Here is a 16,976-nt window from a genome sequence, read left to right on the forward strand (position 1 = left end):
CGGTGCCGGTGCGGATCTGGCTGTGGTCTTCGTCGTACGTGACGTCGCGAACCAGTGGATCTTGTTTTCGATTGACCAGTGGCCGCGGATTCCTGGGGACTGCCCCGGGTTTGGTTGACTCACGGAGTTGAGCGTTTCAGGCCACGTGTGCGGGCCTGTTGATCGTCTCCGCCTACAAGTCCTACGCCTGGCGCGACGCCTACACCGAACTCGGCATCACCCCGAAGAAGACCCGCCCCTACCGACCCCAGACCAACGGCAAGGTCGAACGCTTCCACCGCACCCTCACCAACGGCTGGGCCTTCGGCCGCTTCTATTCATCCGAAACCGCCCGCCGCAAAGCCCTACCCGCCTGGCTGCATCACTACAATCACCACCGGCCCCACACCGCAACCGGCGGCAAGTGCCCATAACCAGGTTGACCAACATCCCTGGGCAGTACACCTAGGACATCGACCTCTCGGCGGTCGGGGAAGCTGATGCTCATCTGTACAGTCCCCACGCTCTCCTATCGGCCGAGTTGTCGGTTGAGCTCTTCGAGAACGTCGGTGATCTCCAGCCTGCTGGTTCCGGTCGGCATGATGCGGGTGGTGCCGTAGGCGAGTTCGACCAGAGCCGAGCGCGCGGCAGCGAGTTCGGCTGCGGACGCGTCCAGCTGATGCCAGGATGCGTTGACCGCTGGGGCAATCTCGTCGCGCAGCCGCACGGCCATGGCCCGTGCCGTGTCGGCGTCCGTGCCCGTCCGAGTGTTCCATTCGTCGTCGCCGAGGTCGTCGAGGGCGATGTCGATGGCGTTCGCCAGCAGGTGGAGCATCTGCGGGTCGCCGGCGAGTCGCACGCCGGTCGGGAGGGCCCGCACGACGGTGCGGTTGATCGCCACGTCGTCCAGGCCGACGTGGCGCTCCCCCAGCATGAACTGGACGTTCTGGCGCTGCCAGCCTCGGGCCAGTCGCAGCGCGGTCATGCCGTCGGCGCTGACGGCGTCCACGGCGGCACCACCCAGCAGAAGGGCCGCGATGACCCGCTTTTCGTTGCGTTCGACCGCGTGCATCAACGCTGTCCGCCCCCGGGCGTCGCGGGCGTCCACGTCGGCGCCGGCCTGCAGGAGCACGTCCACCGCAGCATGATCGCCGCGCCGGGCGGCCACGACGATCGCCGGTGTCGCATCGGAACGCTGTTGGTTCGCGTCCGCGCCGTAGGCAAGGAGAAGACGCAACACTGCCGGCGCGACGGGTCGCATCACCGCGGTGACAAGAGGCGCCTCCTCACTCGGCCCGGGGGCTGCCCCCGCTTCCAGCAGGACCCGGAGCGTCGCAAGAGCCGCGGGCGTCGGACGGAACGCGGTATGAGACACAGCGTCGGTCAGCACGCTCGACCTGGTGGCGGGCTCCGCCGCCAGCGCCCCACAGGAGACCAGGAACCGCACCACGTCCGTGTGCGCCTCGATCACGGCGACCCGCAGCGGCGACGCGGTGTAGGGGTCGGCGGGACCGATGCGGGCGCCGGCATCCAACAGCCGGCCGACGATTCCCCGCCGGCCAGTGCGTGCCGCATCGGCCAGCACCGACCCCCGGAACCGGCCCACCGCGACGTCCGGGTCGGCGCCGTCGGCCAGCACCTGCCCCACCGCCGCCTCGTCACCGGCCTGCACCGCCTCGATCAGCCGCTGATCGACATCGTTGTTCATCCTCCATCACCTGTCAGGTCGGTGAACGCTCGCAGCCGCAGTCGCGCTGCCACGCCGCCAACGAACCAGGCGAAGAAGTCGCTGTCCGAGCCGAGGCCCGCGCGAACCGTGTCACACCAGTCCTGCCGGTCGAGCACCGCAAGGTACTGCTGCACCAGATGGTCTCGCTGTTCGATGGTGCATCCGGATCGCTGCGGCGCCTTGTCCACCAGATGGTCAGCGATGACCGCCGCGTCGACGTACCTGTCCAGGGCCGGTGCTTGCCGACCGAGGTGAGCGGCGTGCGCGGCGAGGACGATCGGCGCTGGCGGATAGTGCTCGAGGGTCATGCCCATGCCACGGCAGCCAGTCATGATCTTCAGTAGCCGGCCGGTGTGATCGACCAGGTCGTCGTCGGCCTCGCTCCCGACGATCGCTTCGTGCAGGTGGGCTGCGGTGGCGACCTGGCCGGCGAAGTAGCCGTCGAGGACGTCGCCGTCACAGGCATGGCGTAGCAACCACTGACGGGAGGCGTAGGCACCGCCTCGGCAGAGCGCCTCGATCACGTAAACCCGTCCCCAACCGGCAACACGCCGGGCCAGCCACAACAACGCCTCTTCGCCTCCGCGGCGGCGCCGCAGCGCCTCGGCGGCCAGTGGCCCGAACCGGTGCGACAACAGACCGATGGTCTGGATCAGCGGGATGTCGTCCTCCTGCCAATCCGTGGCGAGCAGCGCCAACCCGACAGTGGCCGCGCATCGATCAGTGCTGTGCCGGACCAGCCACCGGCCGGTCTGCCGCACCCGCTGCCGGTCCGCGCGCAGCGCCGCTGCGGCGATGTGCTCGTTGTGATGGATCGGGACGTCGGCGTCGTGGAACGCGTCCACGAGTTCGGTCGGCGCCGCGTCGGCCTTGCCGAAGTGCGCGTCGAGGATGGCGGCAACGTCGGCACCCTCGAGCCGCTGGTCTTGCCGGGTCTGCCGTCGCTGCCGCCGGCGATGGAGTTCGTCGTCCGGATACGGCTCACCATCACGAGGTAGGGGCGAATCCGGATTCTGCTGATGCAGGCGCAGAGCGTATTCAAACAGGGAGATCTGGGGGCCGAGCGATCCAGACTCGGTCGTCACGCTCACCGGCGGACGGAGGACTCGATTCTCTCGATCATGGCCCGGATGATGCCAGCCCGAGCCCGCCAAGGCAAGCAACGCACGCCGTGTCAGGCACCGCCATCAACAGACAGACGGTGCGATCACTCAGCCAGCCGGGCAGATAGCATCGACATCGACAACTGTTCTCTCGTCGTCAACCTGGCAGAGATCATGCCGATGAGCTGCCCAAACTTGAAATCACCCAAGTGCGACTGGAGCACTAAGGCGGGATAGCGAGGAGGAGGGCGGCGTAGGGTCAGCGGGCGGGGACGATGGGGCCGCGGTGCAACCAGTCGATGAGGTCGGGCTCGGCCAGTTTCGCGACCCGCTCCTCGTATCGTCGCAGGTCATCTTCGTCGAGCAGGTCCCGCCACTGGCCGCTGACACCCTGGTTGAAGAACCGCTTCGGATCGCGCCACATCGCCGCGACCGGGGTCAGAGCCTCCGCCCGGCCGCGCATCGAGTCGAATGTCGCCGCCCGCACCAGATCCGGCCACCGCGACTCCGGCACCTCGATTTCGAGGCGCCCGGCGAGGAACCTCATCTGGCCTTCAAGATCTGACTTCAGATCGTCGTAGTGCAACAGCAGCACGTTAGGCCGCTCCCGCTCGGCCCAGAACCCCGACAGGTGGTGCAGCATCGACGGCAGGCCCACCTGCACATTGGTGTCCTCCAGCCAGGCCCAGAACCGGTTGTACGCGGACTCCGCAGGCGCCGGAGCCGTATCGGCGGGCTCCTGGGTCGGGCTACCGCCGGCCGCCAGCATCGCGCCGAAGGCCTCTTGGGCGACGTTCTGGAAATGGGCGTCCCAGGAGATCGCGACGTCCCGGGGATCCCGACCGACCGCGACGTAGGTCACCCCATCATGGATGGGCAGCCCGTCGATGGGCGTATGAGTCTTGATGAAACGGCGATGCCGCTGCGCCTCGTAGAACGCGAAGATGTCGTCCCGGCTGCGAGTCAACATGTCGAGCCAGTAGGTGAGGTCGTCCAGCCGTGCCGGCAGCTCCGGTGTCTGGAAGATCAACAAGGCGCAGATCGTCTGGGTCCACGTCGTCCCGCACTTCGCGGGGGTCGAAACCACGATGTCACCTTCGCGGAACGGGAAACCCTCCCACCGTCCGCTGTCCATGACCTCGTTCTGGTACCGAACCGTCGGTTGGCGCAACGGTCCTCCCTGCTCTTCGGCTCGTCCGTCCATAGTAGACCTAACCTATCGACCCGGGCGACCGTCGACCAGCCTGCGGGCCGGTGAAGGGCACGCAAGGGCTAGAAATCAAGTTAGACCCGTCGCCGCTTGTGCCCGCACTGGTACGGCCGCCCTAAGGGAGGGTGAAGCCTCCGGTCGTTGGATCGGAAACCGGGCGCGACCTCCTCGGCCCCAGGCCCAGTTGCGCGGTGAGCGCGACGCAGAGCATCAGCGCCGCGCAACACCAGAATGCCCGCGTCGCCCCCTCGGTCAGCACCCCCGGATTTGCCGGACCATCCGCGCTGTGTCCGGTGCCGCTGTACACGGTCACCGCCACTGCCAGCCCCAGGGCGGCACCTATCTGACCGGCGCACTGCACCACGCCCGCGGCGGCCCCGACCACCGTGCGGCCCACCGTTGACACGGCGGCTAGCTCGCACGACATCCAGAGGACCGGGAGGCCAGCCCCGACCAGGACGAGCCCCGGTAGCAACCTGGTCGAATACTCCGAGTCCGGGGAGAGCGACGCCAGCCACACCAGGCCCGAGCCGGTCAGGCCGCACGCGACCAGACAGGGCAGGCGCGGCCCGTACCGGCCCAACAGGTGGGAAGACCACCTTCCGACCACGATCACCCCGCCCACGACCGGTAGCAGCGCACATCCTGCGGTCCAGGCGCTGTACCCGTGTGCCTCTCTGAGGTACACACTGCTTACGAACACGACCGGACCGGTCGCCGCGGCGACGAACAGGATGCCCAGGGCACCCGTCGCCAGCGAACGATTTCTGAGCAGCACCACCGGAATCAGCGGGTGCGCAGATCGGGCCTCACATCGCAGGAACGATCCGCCCAGCACCACCGCGACGGCCAACAGCGCGCAGGTGGAGGGCCCGAACCCCTGGTCGGCGACGCTCACCATCGCGTACACCAGGGTCAGCAACGTACCAACCAGGAGCAGCGCCCCCGGAACGCCCACCGCAGCGCCCCGCGGGCACGGCTTATCACCCGGCTCCAGCCGCCGGCTCGCCATGAAGGCTCCCAGGGCGAGCGGCACATTGAGCAGGAAAGCCCAACGCCAGCTCAACTGCGTCGCTGCCAGACCGCCCGTCAGGACCCCGGCGACCGACCCGATTCCCCCGGAGGCGGCCCACAGTGCCAGTCCACTGCGCCGCTGTGCCTCCCCGGGCGCCATTGTCAGCAGCACGCACATGGCTGCCGGCACCAGTACCGCCGCGGCCACCGCCTGGCCTGCCCGGGCCGCCAGGAGCACCCACCCAGTGGGTGCCACCGCGCACAACGCGGACGTGACGGCGAACGCCATGAGCGAACTGAGCAGCAGCCTGCGCGCCCCGAAGCGGTCGCACAGCCGGCCGCCGAGCAGCTGCAGTCCGCCGACCAGCACCACGTACACATTGGTCACCCAATGCGCTCCGATCAGGCTCATGGACAGATCCCGCTGGATATCCGGCAGGGCGAGGACGACGAGCCCCGCATCCGCGTTGGCCAGCAGCGGGGCGAGACAGACCAGCGGCACCAGAAATCTGTGCGGCCGGGTCACGGTGGCGGGCATGCCGAACTCCCGGGAGAAAGCGGGTGCGTCGCCGTTGAGAACCCCGCGCTCCCCCGGCCGGTTGCAGCCGAGCCCCGTGCAACCCGTTCGCAACCACCGGGGTTTCAAACACCGACAGCGCACCGCAGAGCTCTACCCCGTCTCCCGGGTGAGGGCCTCGAAACAAAGGACAATCATGGATCTCAACCTCTCTGGTCGCGTGGCCGTGGTGACCGGCGCCTCAAAGGGCATCGGCCTGGCCGTGACCCGCTCCCTGCTCGAAGAGGGCGCCAAGGTCGTCGCGGTCTCCCGCAAGGCCACGTCGGAGCTGGAGCAGCTGGCAGGCCCGAATCTGCTGCACGTGTCGGCCGACCTGATGGACCCCGCGGCACCTGGTCAGGTCATCGCGCGCGCGGTCGAGCACTTCGGCGGCCTGGACATCCTGGTGAATAACGCGGGTGGCCCGCCGCCCGGCGTCACCATGCCTCGCACCGGCTTCTTCGACAGCAGCGACGAGCAGTGGCGCTCGATCTTCGAGTTCAACCTGTTCTCGGCCGTCCGCGCAATCCGTGCGGCCATCCCCCAGATGATCGAGCGCGGTGGCGGCTCCATCATCAACATCTCCACCGGCATGGCCCGTCAACCCGCACCGGTCAACATCGAGTACGGCGCCGCGAAGGCGGGTTTGTCCAACCTGACCAAGGCACTGTCGGAGGAGTTCGGCGCTCAGGGGATCCGCGTCAACACCGTCTCCCCGGGCGCCGTCCGTACCGCCTGGTGGACCGAGGAGGGTGGCGCGGCCGACGTCATCGCCGGGATGGCGGGCGCCGACCGTGACAGCGTCATGGACAGCCTCGCCCCGCAGATGATGGGCCAGGTCACCGGCCGCCTCATCGACCCGCAGGAGGTCGCCGACGCCGTCCTGCTGCTGGCCTCGCCGCGTTCGGCGAGCACCACGGGTTCGGACTACCCGGTCGACGCCGGCTTCCACAAGAGCTTCTGATCCGAAGCTCGGAACCTGGCCGGCCGTGACTGGTTTGGTCTTCAGGGTGGGCCCGCCTTCAACGGACGGGCCCACCCTGGCGGCACCGCGGTGACCTGTTGGTTGGCTGAGATCAGTCGGCGACGGAGGAGAACAACCATGCAGGCCAGGGTCCAGCCAGCAGCCGGAAGCGGCGTCGACACCGAGGTCGCCGTGGTGGGCGGCGGGCCGGTCGGCACCCTCGTCGCGCGCGAACTCGCCCTGCTGGGCATCGACGTGACGATCCTCGAGAAACTGCCCGAGCCGGACGGGATCTCCAAGGCGAGCACGCTGCACGCGCGCACGGCGCAGACCCTGGACCGCCGGGGGCTGCTGGAGACGGTGCAGCCCGGCCAATACGCCGCCTCCCGCAGCACGCGCGTGCCGGTGCGGTTCCACTTCGCCTCGATCTTCGAGCTGAACCTGTCCCGGGTCGTCGAGGAGGGGCCGGTCATCCTGGGCAGCCCGCAGGCCTACGCCCAGGAGGTTTTCGCGGCGGACGCCGTACGGCTGGGCGCGCGGTTGCGGCGCGACGCGCAACTGGTCGGCCTGGCCGAGTCCGACGACCATGTGCGGCTGCGCCTGCGGGCCACCACCTCCGGCGCCGAGAGGACGCTGACGGCCCGCTGGGTGATCGGCGCGGACGGTGCGCGCAGCACCGTGCGCAAGCTGAGCGGCATCAGGTTCCTGGGCGACGGGCCGACCGTCGCCGCGCTCATGGGTGAGGTGCGACTGCTGGATCCGGCCGCCGCGCCTGGCGGATGGCAGCGCACGCCGCGCGGCTGGACCCTGCTGTGGATCAACCCGTACGGGCTGAGCCGCGTGTGCACCTACGACTACCGGGGCCCGCACCCGGACCGGCACTCCCGTGCCACGCTGGAGGAGCTGCGCGACGAGGTCGAGCGCATCTCGGGCCGTCCCGTGCCGATGGACAGCCCAGCCTGGATCTCCCGGTTCAGCGACGCCTCGCTGCAGGCGGAGCACTACCGCAAGGGCCGCGTCATGCTGGCCGGCGACGCCGCCCACGTGCACTTCCCGGCGGGCGGGCAGGGCGTGAACCTGGGCCTCCAGGACGCCGTCAACCTGGGCTGGAAGTTGGCGGCCGAGATCCGCGGCTGGGCGCCGGACGGGCTGCTCGACACCTACCACACGGAGCGGCACCCGGCAGCGGCCGACGTGCTACACAACGTACGTGCCCAGGTCGCCCTGATGGACCCCGGTCCACGCACCGACGCGTTGCGGGAACTGTTCGCGCGGCTCATGCGGTTCGACGAAATCAACGCCTACCTGAGCACCATGATCACGGGCGTGGGGGTGGCGTACCCGGTGGGGGCGCGCGACGACGACCGGTGGGCCGGGCGCATGGTGCCGAGCCAACCGCTCAGGACGGCCGACGGCCCCACGACCCTGGCCGAGCTGCTGCACGACGGCCGCCCGCTCCTCCTTGACCTGACGGGGGACGCCGATCTGCGTACCGTGGCGGGCCCCTGGTCCGACAGGGTGAACGTTGTGACGGCCGTTCCGGGCGGCGACGCGTGGGATACCGGGGCGCTGCTGGTCCGTCCGGACGGCTACGCCGTCTGGTCGGCGCGCGATGACAGCGGGGACACCGCCGCCCTACGCGCCGCCCTCACCCGCTGGTTCGGCCCGGAGACATGGTGACCCAACGACCGCGGACCTCCCACGTGCCGCCGTCGGCGCTCGCACCGCGCAGTCTGTCCACGACACCGGGGCCGGCGAGCGCCGGGAGGCGCGAGTCGCACAGCGACCCGAAGGCGTAGGCGCGGGACGGCTCCCAGGCGGTGCTGTTCCGCAGCCGCCGGGCGAGCTGGACGAAGCCGGGCGTGGCCGCCGCGATCACCCAGGCGTCGGGGGTCTCCGCGGTCATCCGTCGGGCGGCGCGCAGCCAGGAGGCCGCCGTCTCGGGCCAGTCGACTGCCGCGAGGACCGCGCCGCCACGGGCCTCCCACGCCTCGGTGAAGGCCGCCGCGGACTTCACGGAGGCGGCGTCCCTGCTGCGACCAACCACCACGGTCGTAATCCGGGACCGGGGTACGGTCAGCAGGCCGATGAGCGCGCCCAGTTCGGCTGCCGTGTGCGGGACAGGCGGCGGCAACTGCCCGTACGCCTCCCGCTCGGCCGGATCGACGAGCGGAGAGCGGCCGGCCTCGACGTCGGTCCGGTGCGTGTCACGGGGCCGCATCGAGCGGGCCCTCCGTAGCGTCCGGTCGTACGGCCGGCTCACGGTCGGCCCTGCAACGCGGCAGGGCAGCCTGCCCGGCCCGAGCGGCAGGTACGCGCGGTCGGGGCGGCGGTCACTGCGCGTCGTGGAAGACCAGGCCGAGTGCCCGCCGCCGGCCGGAGTGAACGGTACTGACCCCGTGCCGTACGGCACCGGCGGACCAGCCGCGCTTGGTACGCACCGGCCGGTCGCGGGTCGTGAAGACGAGACCGTGCCCCTGGCGCAGTGCGACGGTGGTGCCGCGTGACTGGGCCCGGGGCCGCTGCTCGACGAGCAGGAACTCGCCCCCGGTGTAGTCGGCGCCGTACTCGTCGAGGCCGATCACGACTTGGAGCGGAAAGACCATGTCACCGAAGACGTCGCGGTGCAGGGCGTTCCAGTCGCCCTCCGTGTAGCGCAGCAGGATCTGCGCCGAGCGGTCCTGCCCCGCCTCGTGGCACATCGCCAGCCACTCGTACAGGTCGTCCGGCCAGGGCGCCGGGCGACCGAGACGCTCGGCCCAGTCGCGGGCCACGGCCAGCAGCCGGGGGTAGAGGGCCTCCCGCAGCTCGGTGATCACCGGAGGCAGCTCGTGGGTGAAGTAGCGGTACGTTCCGGAGCCGAAGCGATGCCGGGCCATGTCGATGGTGCCGCGGAACAGCTCGGTGCGGTCGTACAGGGCGGCGATCGCCCAGCACTGCTCCGGGTCGAGCAGCCGAGGCGTCAGGGCACAGCCGTGCGCGTCCAGCGACTCGGCGAGCGTGCTCCAGTCCGTCTCGTCGACGTGCCGGCGGGCGCTGCGGGGTGCGATGTCGGTGTTCATGCGTCTCCCAGGGTCAGACGGCGAGCATGGTGCCTTCGAGCGCCAGCAGCAGCTGCTTGCGCCACAGGCCACCGGCGTAGCCCGTGAGCGAGCCGTCCGCGCCGACGACCCGGTGGCAGGGCCGCACCACCAGCAGCGGGTTGGCGCCCATCGCCGCGCCGACGGCGCGGGCCGCGCTGGGCGGTTCACCGAGTCGGGCGGCGATCCGGCCGTAGGTGAGAGTCGTTCCGTACGGGATGGCGTCCAGCGTCTCCCAGACGCGACGCTGGAAGTCGGAGCCCGAGGGGACGTACCGGATGTCGAAGCGCGTCAGCGTGCCCGCGAAGTATGCGGTCAGCTGCTCGGCGATCGCGGTGAAGGCACCCGGGTCCCGGATCCAGCCGGGCCGCACGGCCGCACCGTTCCGCTGTCCCGGTACGGAGAGTGAGGCGAGCGTGGTGCCGCCGGGGGCGGTCGCGACCCGCTCGCCGACCACCAGCAGGCCGCCAAGCGGGCTGTCGAGGGTCGTGTAGATCGTCTTCACCGTGACTCCTCATTACGTCGTCGCATGCCCTACAAACACCACGGTGCGCCTTTGGGTTGCAGGATCCGACGGGAATCAGACGTGGTACCCAACGGCCGGGTAGGTCCGCGGCCTTCGACGCGGACGACCAAGCGCCCGCGGCCCGGGCGAGGTCGTAGGCTACGGCGACACGGTCCTCGTCGAGCGCTCCGCCGCATTCGGCAACCCTTTTTCCGAAGACAGTGTTTTACCAGCGATGGACGAAGTTGCCGAGCAGTTGACCGATCTGCTGGCGCAGGACTTGGACGCCGGCTTCACGGAGCTGGTGCGGGTCCACGCCAGGGGTGTGCACGCGTTCCTGCTGCGCGTGTCCGGGTCAGCCGCCGACGCGGATGATCTGGGGCAGGACGCGTTTCTGCGTGCCTACACGGCGCTGCGGGACTACCCGCCGGAGCGGCGCCGGGCGCTGCAGCCGCGCGCGTGGCTGATGACGATCGCGGCGAACGTTTGGCGAAATCACGTACGCAGCAGTTCGCGTCGTCCGATGTCCGTGATGCGGGTGGACGACGCCCCGGACATGTGGTCCGACGCGGACCCTGGCCCGGCGGAACGGGCTCTGAACGCGGTCGACCGCGGCCGCCTGGTCGCCGCGTTGTCCGACCTGCCGGAGTACTACCGCGTACCGGTGGTGCTGAGGCATGTGGTTGGAATGAGTTATGCGGAGGTGGCCCAAGTCCAGGGTTGTCCCGTGGGGACGGCGAAGGCGCAGGTGTCCCGTGGAATGAGCGACCTGCGCCGGCTGCTGACCTCGGAGGAAAAAGGGGAAGTGACTACATGAACGGGAGAGACCACAATCAGCTGCCCGCGTCACAGGTCGGGTCGGACTCGCCCGGCGAGTTGGGCGAGCCGCCGGCGCCGGTGGACTTCGCGCTGAGGATCCTGCAGCGCGTGGGCATCCCGCGCGATCGGTACGACACGTACGTACGCCTGGACACAGCGGCGGGCGGACTGTTCGTGGCCTTCGCGTCGGAGCTCGTGACCGGGGCCGTACTGGCATCCGGAGGGCTCACGGCCGAGGGGTTCGAGGAGCTGCACCGCTCGCGCACCGGCCGGTCCGCCATCCCCACGGGCACGCCCCTGCCCGGGCTGGTGACGGCCCTGCGCACGGGCCGGGCCAGGAAGCTGTCGCTGGACTTCGGTCCGGTCGACGTGGTGGAGGCCCGGGTGCTGCGGGCGGTCCGGACAATCCCCGCCGGGCAACTGCGTCCCCTGTCCTGGCTCGCGCGGGAGGCCTCACTGCCGGCCGCCCAGGGCACCGCTACCGTGTTGAGCGTCCTGGCGGGCAATCCGTTCGTCGTGCTGGTCCCCTGCCATCGGGTGACGTACGAGCACGGGGCACCGTGCGACGCGGCGTACCTACCGGCCGCCGGAGACGCGCTGCGATCGGCAGAGGGCATCGATATGGCCGAGGTGCGCCAGTGGTCGCACAGCGGGGCGGTGTTCTTCGGCAGTGACACCACCCACATCTACTGCCATCCGACGTGCGCCCACGCTCGGCGGATCACCCCGTCGCACCGGGTGCCGTTCACGAACGCCCGAGAGGCCCGCCATGCGGGCTACCGCGCCTGCAAGAGCTGCCGGCCTGTGGCGGCCTGACTGCCACCGTCATGTCCACCGTTCAAGGAGCCGTCCTGTTCGGCGTGAGCTGCGATGGCACCGCCCACCTCCCCGGCCTGTTCGTACTGGGCCACCGTGATGTGTTGGCGAGGGTGAGGAAGGCTTCGTGGATGTCGTCGCGGATCTCCCAGCGGATCCGCAGGCGGCGGAACCAGTGCAGCAGGGCGATGGCGGCCCCGTTCGGCCGACACCATCTCGCCCGCAACGTCGTGCTGACGGTGGTCGCCGGGATCGGCGCGTACGCCTCACTCGGGGATCCCGGGGTGCCGGTCCGAACTGTGGTGCTGTCCGTACCGCTTGGCGTGGTGGGTGCGCTCGTCGTCGTCCGCCTCGACGATATCGTCGCGCTGTTCTCTTCCGTCACCCCGCCAGGCGGCGCGACCCAACGTGGTACCGCCGTCCGGGGCGGCCGGTCAGGCGCCTGACCACACCGCCCGCACCCCAGGTCTGCAACCTCGCCCGCACCACCAGCGCGCACCGCCAGTCGATAGGGAGATTGCGTAGAGTACGTGTCGAGCATTGACTGTCGTGTCACGGCACATGCTTGACTGTGGCGTCCCCACCAGGTGTTTGACATGATCAGAATAGCGTGGCTTTCGTAACGGGACCAGGAGCGCGGCGTGGATCGCATAGACCTGAGGAGCCGAGATGAGCTCCTGGTTGCCGCTGGCCTCTCTGTCATCGGTACGGCTTCTGGCTGGCTGGATCCCAAACGCGCCTGGCAGACGGTGGTGCGAGTCGGAGCGCAACCAGACGTGGTGATCGATGACAGCCGCGACGGATATCTGGACGAGGTGAACGCCGCCTGGCTTCACCTGGCGCAGTCAATAGGCGTCATCAGTGACGACCGAACCTTCCTCATCAGCGTCGCCGGTCCCGGCGCGTTCGCGCTGCCGTGGGCACTCGTCCGCCTGCAAGACAATCCCGGGATGGCTCAGCACTTGGTCAGCTATCCCGGCGAACCTGAGTTCCTCACCATCGGGACCGGGTCGCGCGCACTGTGCGGGGTCACCACCGAGGAGGATGGGATCTGGTTGCTGTCCGCCTCCTAGTAGTGCTTTGTTAGGTTCTGTGGCGTTTGTTGCGGTGTAACGGTTTTACGGGTTGGCGGCAGGTGATGCAGGCGCCGGTCCAGGTCGCGAGGAGTCGTTGCAGTTCGCGGATGACCGTGTAGAGGGTCAGGCCGGCGCAGGCGCTTTTGGGTCCGAGCGGAGTTCGGTGATGAACAGGTGCGCGGCGGTGACGAGGGTGACGTGGCGGTGCCAGCCGATCCAGGAACGGCCTTCGAAGTGGTCCAGGCCGAGGCCGGTCTTCAGCTCGCGGTAGTCGTGTTCGATCCGCCAGCGGATCTTGCCGTAGCGCACCAGGTCCGCATGGCCGGTGGTGGCGGGCAGGCTGGACAGCCAGTACTTGACCGGCTCAGCCTCGTTGTCGGGCCATTGGGCGATCAGCCACCGCTCGGGCAGAAGGCCGTCGGCGTCGCGGGCGACGCGGTGCCCGGCGGGGCGTACCCGCAGGAAGACGAACTGCGAGCTCATCACGCCCTTCGAGCCCTCCCGCCAGGTGATCGTCTCCGCAGCCTGCCGTCCGGCGGCGTGGACGTGCTCGACGAGGCTGACCGCGGTCTTCGGGTAGCGCGGGTCGGTGCGCGTCGGCGGACGGCCCCGACCTGACCAGACCCGCGGCACCGGCTGCACGTCGGGCTTGTGGGCGAGGGCGTCGCCTTTGACCTGCATGATGTAGCCGACCCCACGCTCGTCCAAGGCGCCGCGGAACTGGCTGTTGTCGCCGTAGCCGGCGTCAGCGGCCAGTAGCGGTGGGCGCAGCTCGTGCCCGGCCAGTTCGTCGAGCATCTCCACCACCAGAGACCACTTCGGCCGATGACGCTCGCGCTCGGGTATCCCGCACCGGGCCCGGCGGGCGGCCACCTCGGGGCGGTCAGCATCATCGACCGCTTGGTCGTCCCACGATGTCGGCAGGAACAGCCGCCAGTCCAGGGGGCACGACGCCGTGTCGGTGACCGCGTGGACGCTCACCCCGATCTGGCAGTTCGCCACCTTCCCAAGGGTGCCGGAGTACTGCCTCGCCACACCCGGCGACCCCTTGCCGTCCTTCGGAAAGCCGGTGTCGTCGACCACCCACGCCACCGGCCCGACCACATCGACCGCCCGGCGGGCCAGCCGCATCCGCACCGCCGTGGTGTCCCACGTCGAGGTCGTCACGAACTGCTGCAACCCCTGATGATCCACCCCCAACCGATCCGCCATCGGCTGCATCGACTTACGCCGCCCGTCCAACAACAGGCCTCGCAGATACGTCTCACCCTTGACCCGCTGATCCGACCGGACCAGCGGGGTGAACACGTCCGCGGCGAACGCCTCAAACCGTTGCCGCACCACCGAAAGCTCGTCAGGGGTCACCGCACCATCGAACTACCCCGACTACGTCGACCACCCACGACACGCCAACCTAACAAAGCACTAGTAGACGGTGCTCGCAACGCGACGGGAGGCAAGCCTCGCCAGCGGCAAGGGCGGTCGCTTCATCGCACCTGGGGAGGACATCTCGCGACCGGCGCTCAGCTGACCCGGCAGAACCACAGCCGGGATCACGGCGGAGACAGCGCGGGTGCTCACGATGCCCACCGCCCCGCGAGCGGGGCCGTTGAGGGCTTACAGAGAGTCAAGGAGGGTGGTTGAAGTCGCTCAACCACCGGTCCGCAAAACGTCGCACGAATGCTACGCGGGAGTGTCCGAGGGGGACACGAACCACTCCCCCACCACCGATCACGATCGGCGCAACCCTAAGACTCACGCAAATCTGACTTCCACGTTAGATCCTCCCAGCCGGGGAACTCCTCGGTCGCCCGGCTGGGTATGACTTACTCCCCTGCCGTAAGGATGATTCGGGAGTGTGTCACCGGGCCGGGGGCAGTCCCTACGCGGGCCGCGTCGCGGCGAAAGGCGTGGATCGCGCCGGGCCGACATACCTGTACCGGGGGTGCGATCGAATGCTGTGCGGCGGCTCGACGGGGCTCGCACGGCGGGCCGTCGTGGCAGTCGAGCGGCCACCGCCGGGCCTGGGCGGTTGTGGGAACTGACCAGGACACCGTGGTGGCCGACGTTCAGCGACAGGCTGGGCCTTATCTACAAGCGGCAAGGAAGGATCCGGTCAGAGCGGCGTGTGCGGCGGGACATGGTGCTCGTCGGCAGGTCGCGCTGCTGTCAGCCGACTTTGCGGCGGTAGATGGCCATAGCGGAGACGTAGGTGACGACGAGGATGCCGAGGCACCAGGCGAGGGCGATCCAGATGTCGGTGCCGACCGGCTGCTGCGTGAACAGATCGCGGATGGCGTTGACGATGGCCGTCACCGGCTGGTACTCGGCGAAGGCGCGCACCGGGCCGGGCATGGTGTCGGTGGGCACAAATGCCGAGCTGATGAACGGCAGGAAGATGAGCGGGTAGGAGAACCCGCTCGCGCCGTCCACGGACTTCGCGGTGAGACCGGGGATGACGGCGAGCCACGTCAGCGCGAGGGTGAACAGGATCAGGATGCCGGCGACCGCGAGCCATGCCAGCACTCCCGCTCCCGAGCGGAAGCCCATGATCAGCGCGACGACCACGACGACCACGAGCGAGATCAGGTTGGCGACCAGCGAGGTCAGCACGTGTGCCCACAGTACGGACGACCGTGCGATCGGCATGGACTGGAATCGTTCGAAAATGCCGCTCTTCATGTCCAGGAAGAGCCGGAACGCGGTGTAGGCGATACCCGACGCGATCGTGATCAGCAGGATGCCGGGTAGCAAATAGTTCACGTACGAGTCGGTTCCTGTGTTGATCGCGCCGCCGAGTACGTAGACGAACAGCAGCATCATGGCGATCGGCGTGATCGCGGTGGTGATGATCGTGTCCACGCTGCGGGTGACATGGGTCAGGGATCGGCCCAGCAGGACGGCGGTGTCGCCGAGGAAGTGTTTGCTCATCGTCGTACCTCTACTTGTCCGCGCCGACGTTGTGATCCTTGGCAGTGCCGCCGCTCTTGCCCGTGGCGCCGACGATGGCGAAGAAGACGTCCTCGAGGGTCGGCTGCTTCTCGACGTACTCGACCTTGGCGGGCGGGAGCAGCTGCTTGAGCTCGGCAAGGGTGCCGTTCACGATGATCCGGCCCTCGTGGAGGATCGCGATCCGGTCGGCGAGCTGTTCGGCCTCGTCCAAGTACTGCGTGGTGAGCAGCACCGTCGTGCCCTGCGCGGCGAGTTCCTTGACGGCCTGCCACACCTCGATGCGGGCCTGCGGGTCGAGCCCGGTAGTCGGCTCGTCGAGGAAGATCACCGGCGGGTTGCCGATGAGGCTCATCGCGATGTCTAGCCGGCGGCGCATGCCCCCCGAGTACGTCGACACCTTCCGCCCGCTGGCGTCGGTCAGCGAGAAACGTTCGAGCAGGTCGTCCGCGACGATGCCCGGGTTCTTGAGGTGCCGCAGCCGGGCGACCAAGACGAGGTTCTCCCGCCCGGAGAGGACCTCGTCGACGGCCGCGAACTGTCCGGTGAGGCTGATGGACTCCCGCACCCGCGCCGCCTGCGTGGCGACATCGAAACCGTTCACCCCGGCGGTCCCCACGTCCGCTCTGAGCAGCGTGGACAGGATTTTCACCACGGTGGTCTTGCCTGCCCCGTTCGAGCCGAGCAGCGCGAAAATGCTGCCCGGCGCCACGTCGAAGTCCACGCCACGCAGCACGTGCAACTGCTTGTACGACTTTTCCAGACCCCGCACCTGGATCGCTGACCCCGGAACCTGCGTGTTCCTCACCTTGACTCCTCCGCCCGCTCGATGCCCTCGATCGCCTGTGTCAGCCGCGCCCGCTCCCGGTCGACGTATCCGCCCTTCGAGTAGTTCCGGACCAACTCGTCCACGAACTCCACCGGGTCCTCCCCGACGATCTCGCGGATCGGTGTTCCGTCCGCCGCGGCCCGCTCGAAGAGGTCGGCGACATCCTCAAACAGCGCGGCGGTGCTGTCGGCGGTCACCGGCCCGAAATGCATCAGGTATCGCTCGATAGCCTCGACCGCCGTCCGGTAGTTCGGGGGAAGCTGTTTCACTCGCGCCTTGTACTCCCGCCATCGGCGCTTGGGGCCGATCACCTTCGCGAGAAAGCCGCCCTTTTCCGCATTCGACAT

17 protein-coding genes and 1 pseudogene are annotated in these 16,976 nt (G+C 69.1%); 7 read left to right on the forward strand and 11 right to left on the reverse strand.

What is annotated here, in order from left to right:
* Positions 1–167 precede the first annotated feature (167 nt).
* Positions 168–448, forward strand: a pseudogene (locus IGA62_RS01425) (integrase core domain-containing protein); the annotation flags it as partial.
* 60 nt (positions 449–508) lie between these two features.
* Here IGA62_RS01425 and IGA62_RS01430 read toward each other — a convergent pair.
* The 4 genes from IGA62_RS01430 to IGA62_RS01445 all read right to left on the reverse strand — a co-directional run bounded on the left by IGA62_RS01430 (position 509) and on the right by IGA62_RS01445 (position 5,573).
* A complete protein-coding gene (locus IGA62_RS01430; protein WP_145816924.1) occupies positions 509–1,687 on the reverse strand; it encodes an ankyrin repeat domain-containing protein in 1,179 nt (392 codons plus the stop codon).
* The gene (locus IGA62_RS01435; protein WP_232624845.1) at positions 1,684–2,799 is read right to left on the reverse strand and encodes a hypothetical protein; all 1,116 of its coding nucleotides are present in this window, start codon (positions 2,797–2,799) and stop codon (positions 1,684–1,686) included. The genes IGA62_RS01430 and IGA62_RS01435 overlap by 4 nt, the downstream gene beginning before the upstream one ends.
* 271 nt (positions 2,800–3,070) lie before the next feature.
* Entirely contained in the window at positions 3,071–3,946 is an 876-nt protein-coding gene (locus IGA62_RS01440; RefSeq protein ID WP_232624846.1) for a sulfotransferase domain-containing protein, read from the reverse strand.
* Positions 3,947–4,136: 190 nt separating this feature from the next.
* A complete protein-coding gene (locus IGA62_RS01445; RefSeq protein WP_145816920.1) occupies positions 4,137–5,573 on the reverse strand; it encodes an MFS transporter in 1,437 nt (478 codons plus the stop codon).
* A 199-nt stretch (positions 5,574–5,772) separates the two neighbouring features.
* Between IGA62_RS01445 and IGA62_RS01450 the strand changes: the two genes are divergently transcribed.
* Positions 5,773–6,555 (forward strand): SDR family NAD(P)-dependent oxidoreductase, encoded by a 783-nt coding sequence (locus tag IGA62_RS01450; RefSeq protein WP_232624847.1) that lies wholly within the window; start codon positions 5,773–5,775, stop codon positions 6,553–6,555.
* A gap of 138 nt (positions 6,556–6,693) precedes the next feature.
* The gene (locus tag IGA62_RS01455; RefSeq protein ID WP_145816916.1) at positions 6,694–8,235 is read left to right on the forward strand and encodes an FAD-dependent oxidoreductase; all 1,542 of its coding nucleotides are present in this window, start codon (positions 6,694–6,696) and stop codon (positions 8,233–8,235) included.
* Here IGA62_RS01455 and IGA62_RS01460 read toward each other — a convergent pair.
* The 3 genes from IGA62_RS01460 to IGA62_RS01470 all read right to left on the reverse strand — a co-directional run bounded on the left by IGA62_RS01460 (position 8,204) and on the right by IGA62_RS01470 (position 10,140).
* A complete protein-coding gene (locus IGA62_RS01460) occupies positions 8,204–8,776 on the reverse strand; it encodes a type 1 periplasmic-binding domain-containing protein (RefSeq protein WP_145816914.1) in 573 nt (190 codons plus the stop codon). The genes IGA62_RS01455 and IGA62_RS01460 overlap by 32 nt on opposite strands.
* 112 nt (positions 8,777–8,888) lie before the next feature.
* A complete protein-coding gene (locus IGA62_RS01465; RefSeq protein ID WP_145816912.1) occupies positions 8,889–9,617 on the reverse strand; it encodes a 2OG-Fe(II) oxygenase in 729 nt (242 codons plus the stop codon).
* A gap of 13 nt (positions 9,618–9,630) precedes the next feature.
* On the reverse strand, positions 9,631–10,140 hold the full coding sequence (locus tag IGA62_RS01470) for a methylated-DNA--[protein]-cysteine S-methyltransferase (RefSeq protein WP_145816910.1): 510 nt from the start codon (positions 10,138–10,140) through the stop codon (positions 9,631–9,633).
* A 235-nt stretch (positions 10,141–10,375) separates the two neighbouring features.
* Here IGA62_RS01470 and IGA62_RS01475 point away from each other — a divergent pair, with 235 nt between their 5' ends.
* The 4 genes from IGA62_RS01475 (at position 10,376) to IGA62_RS01490 (ending at position 12,848) form a co-directional block, all read left to right on the forward strand.
* Positions 10,376–10,957, forward strand: a complete 582-nt coding sequence (locus tag IGA62_RS01475) for an RNA polymerase sigma factor (protein ID WP_145816908.1) — start codon at positions 10,376–10,378, stop codon at positions 10,955–10,957.
* A gap of 80 nt (positions 10,958–11,037) precedes the next feature.
* The gene (locus IGA62_RS01480) at positions 11,038–11,775 is read left to right on the forward strand and encodes an Ada metal-binding domain-containing protein (protein ID WP_198501189.1); all 738 of its coding nucleotides are present in this window, start codon (positions 11,038–11,040) and stop codon (positions 11,773–11,775) included.
* An 11-nt stretch (positions 11,776–11,786) separates the two neighbouring features.
* The gene (locus IGA62_RS29545; RefSeq protein WP_198501190.1) at positions 11,787–12,221 is read left to right on the forward strand and encodes a hypothetical protein; all 435 of its coding nucleotides are present in this window, start codon (positions 11,787–11,789) and stop codon (positions 12,219–12,221) included.
* 195 nt (positions 12,222–12,416) lie between these two features.
* Complete coding sequence (locus IGA62_RS01490; protein WP_145816902.1) at positions 12,417–12,848, forward strand: hypothetical protein; 432 nt, start codon at positions 12,417–12,419, stop codon at positions 12,846–12,848.
* Between the two features lie 126 nt (positions 12,849–12,974).
* Here the strand turns inward: IGA62_RS01490 and IGA62_RS01495 are convergent, their stop codons facing one another.
* The 4 genes from IGA62_RS01495 to IGA62_RS01510 all read right to left on the reverse strand — a co-directional run bounded on the left by IGA62_RS01495 (position 12,975) and on the right by IGA62_RS01510 (position 16,976).
* Positions 12,975–14,216: an IS701 family transposase gene (locus IGA62_RS01495; RefSeq protein WP_186499776.1), complete on the reverse strand. Its 1,242-nt coding sequence runs from the start codon at positions 14,214–14,216 to the stop codon at positions 12,975–12,977.
* Positions 14,217–15,020: 804 nt separating this feature from the next.
* Positions 15,021–15,782, reverse strand: a complete 762-nt coding sequence (locus tag IGA62_RS01500) for an ABC transporter permease (protein WP_145816900.1) — start codon at positions 15,780–15,782, stop codon at positions 15,021–15,023.
* Positions 15,783–15,792: 10 nt separating this feature from the next.
* Positions 15,793–16,608, reverse strand: a complete 816-nt coding sequence (locus IGA62_RS01505) for an ABC transporter ATP-binding protein (RefSeq protein ID WP_145816898.1) — start codon at positions 16,606–16,608, stop codon at positions 15,793–15,795.
* Positions 16,605–16,976, reverse strand: a complete 372-nt coding sequence (locus IGA62_RS01510) for a DUF1048 domain-containing protein (RefSeq protein ID WP_145816896.1) — start codon at positions 16,974–16,976, stop codon at positions 16,605–16,607. The genes IGA62_RS01505 and IGA62_RS01510 overlap by 4 nt, the downstream gene beginning before the upstream one ends.

Source organism: Micromonospora sagamiensis (genome assembly GCF_014680085.1).
GTDB classification, from domain to species: Bacteria; Actinomycetota; Actinomycetes; order Mycobacteriales; family Micromonosporaceae; genus Micromonospora; species Micromonospora inyonensis.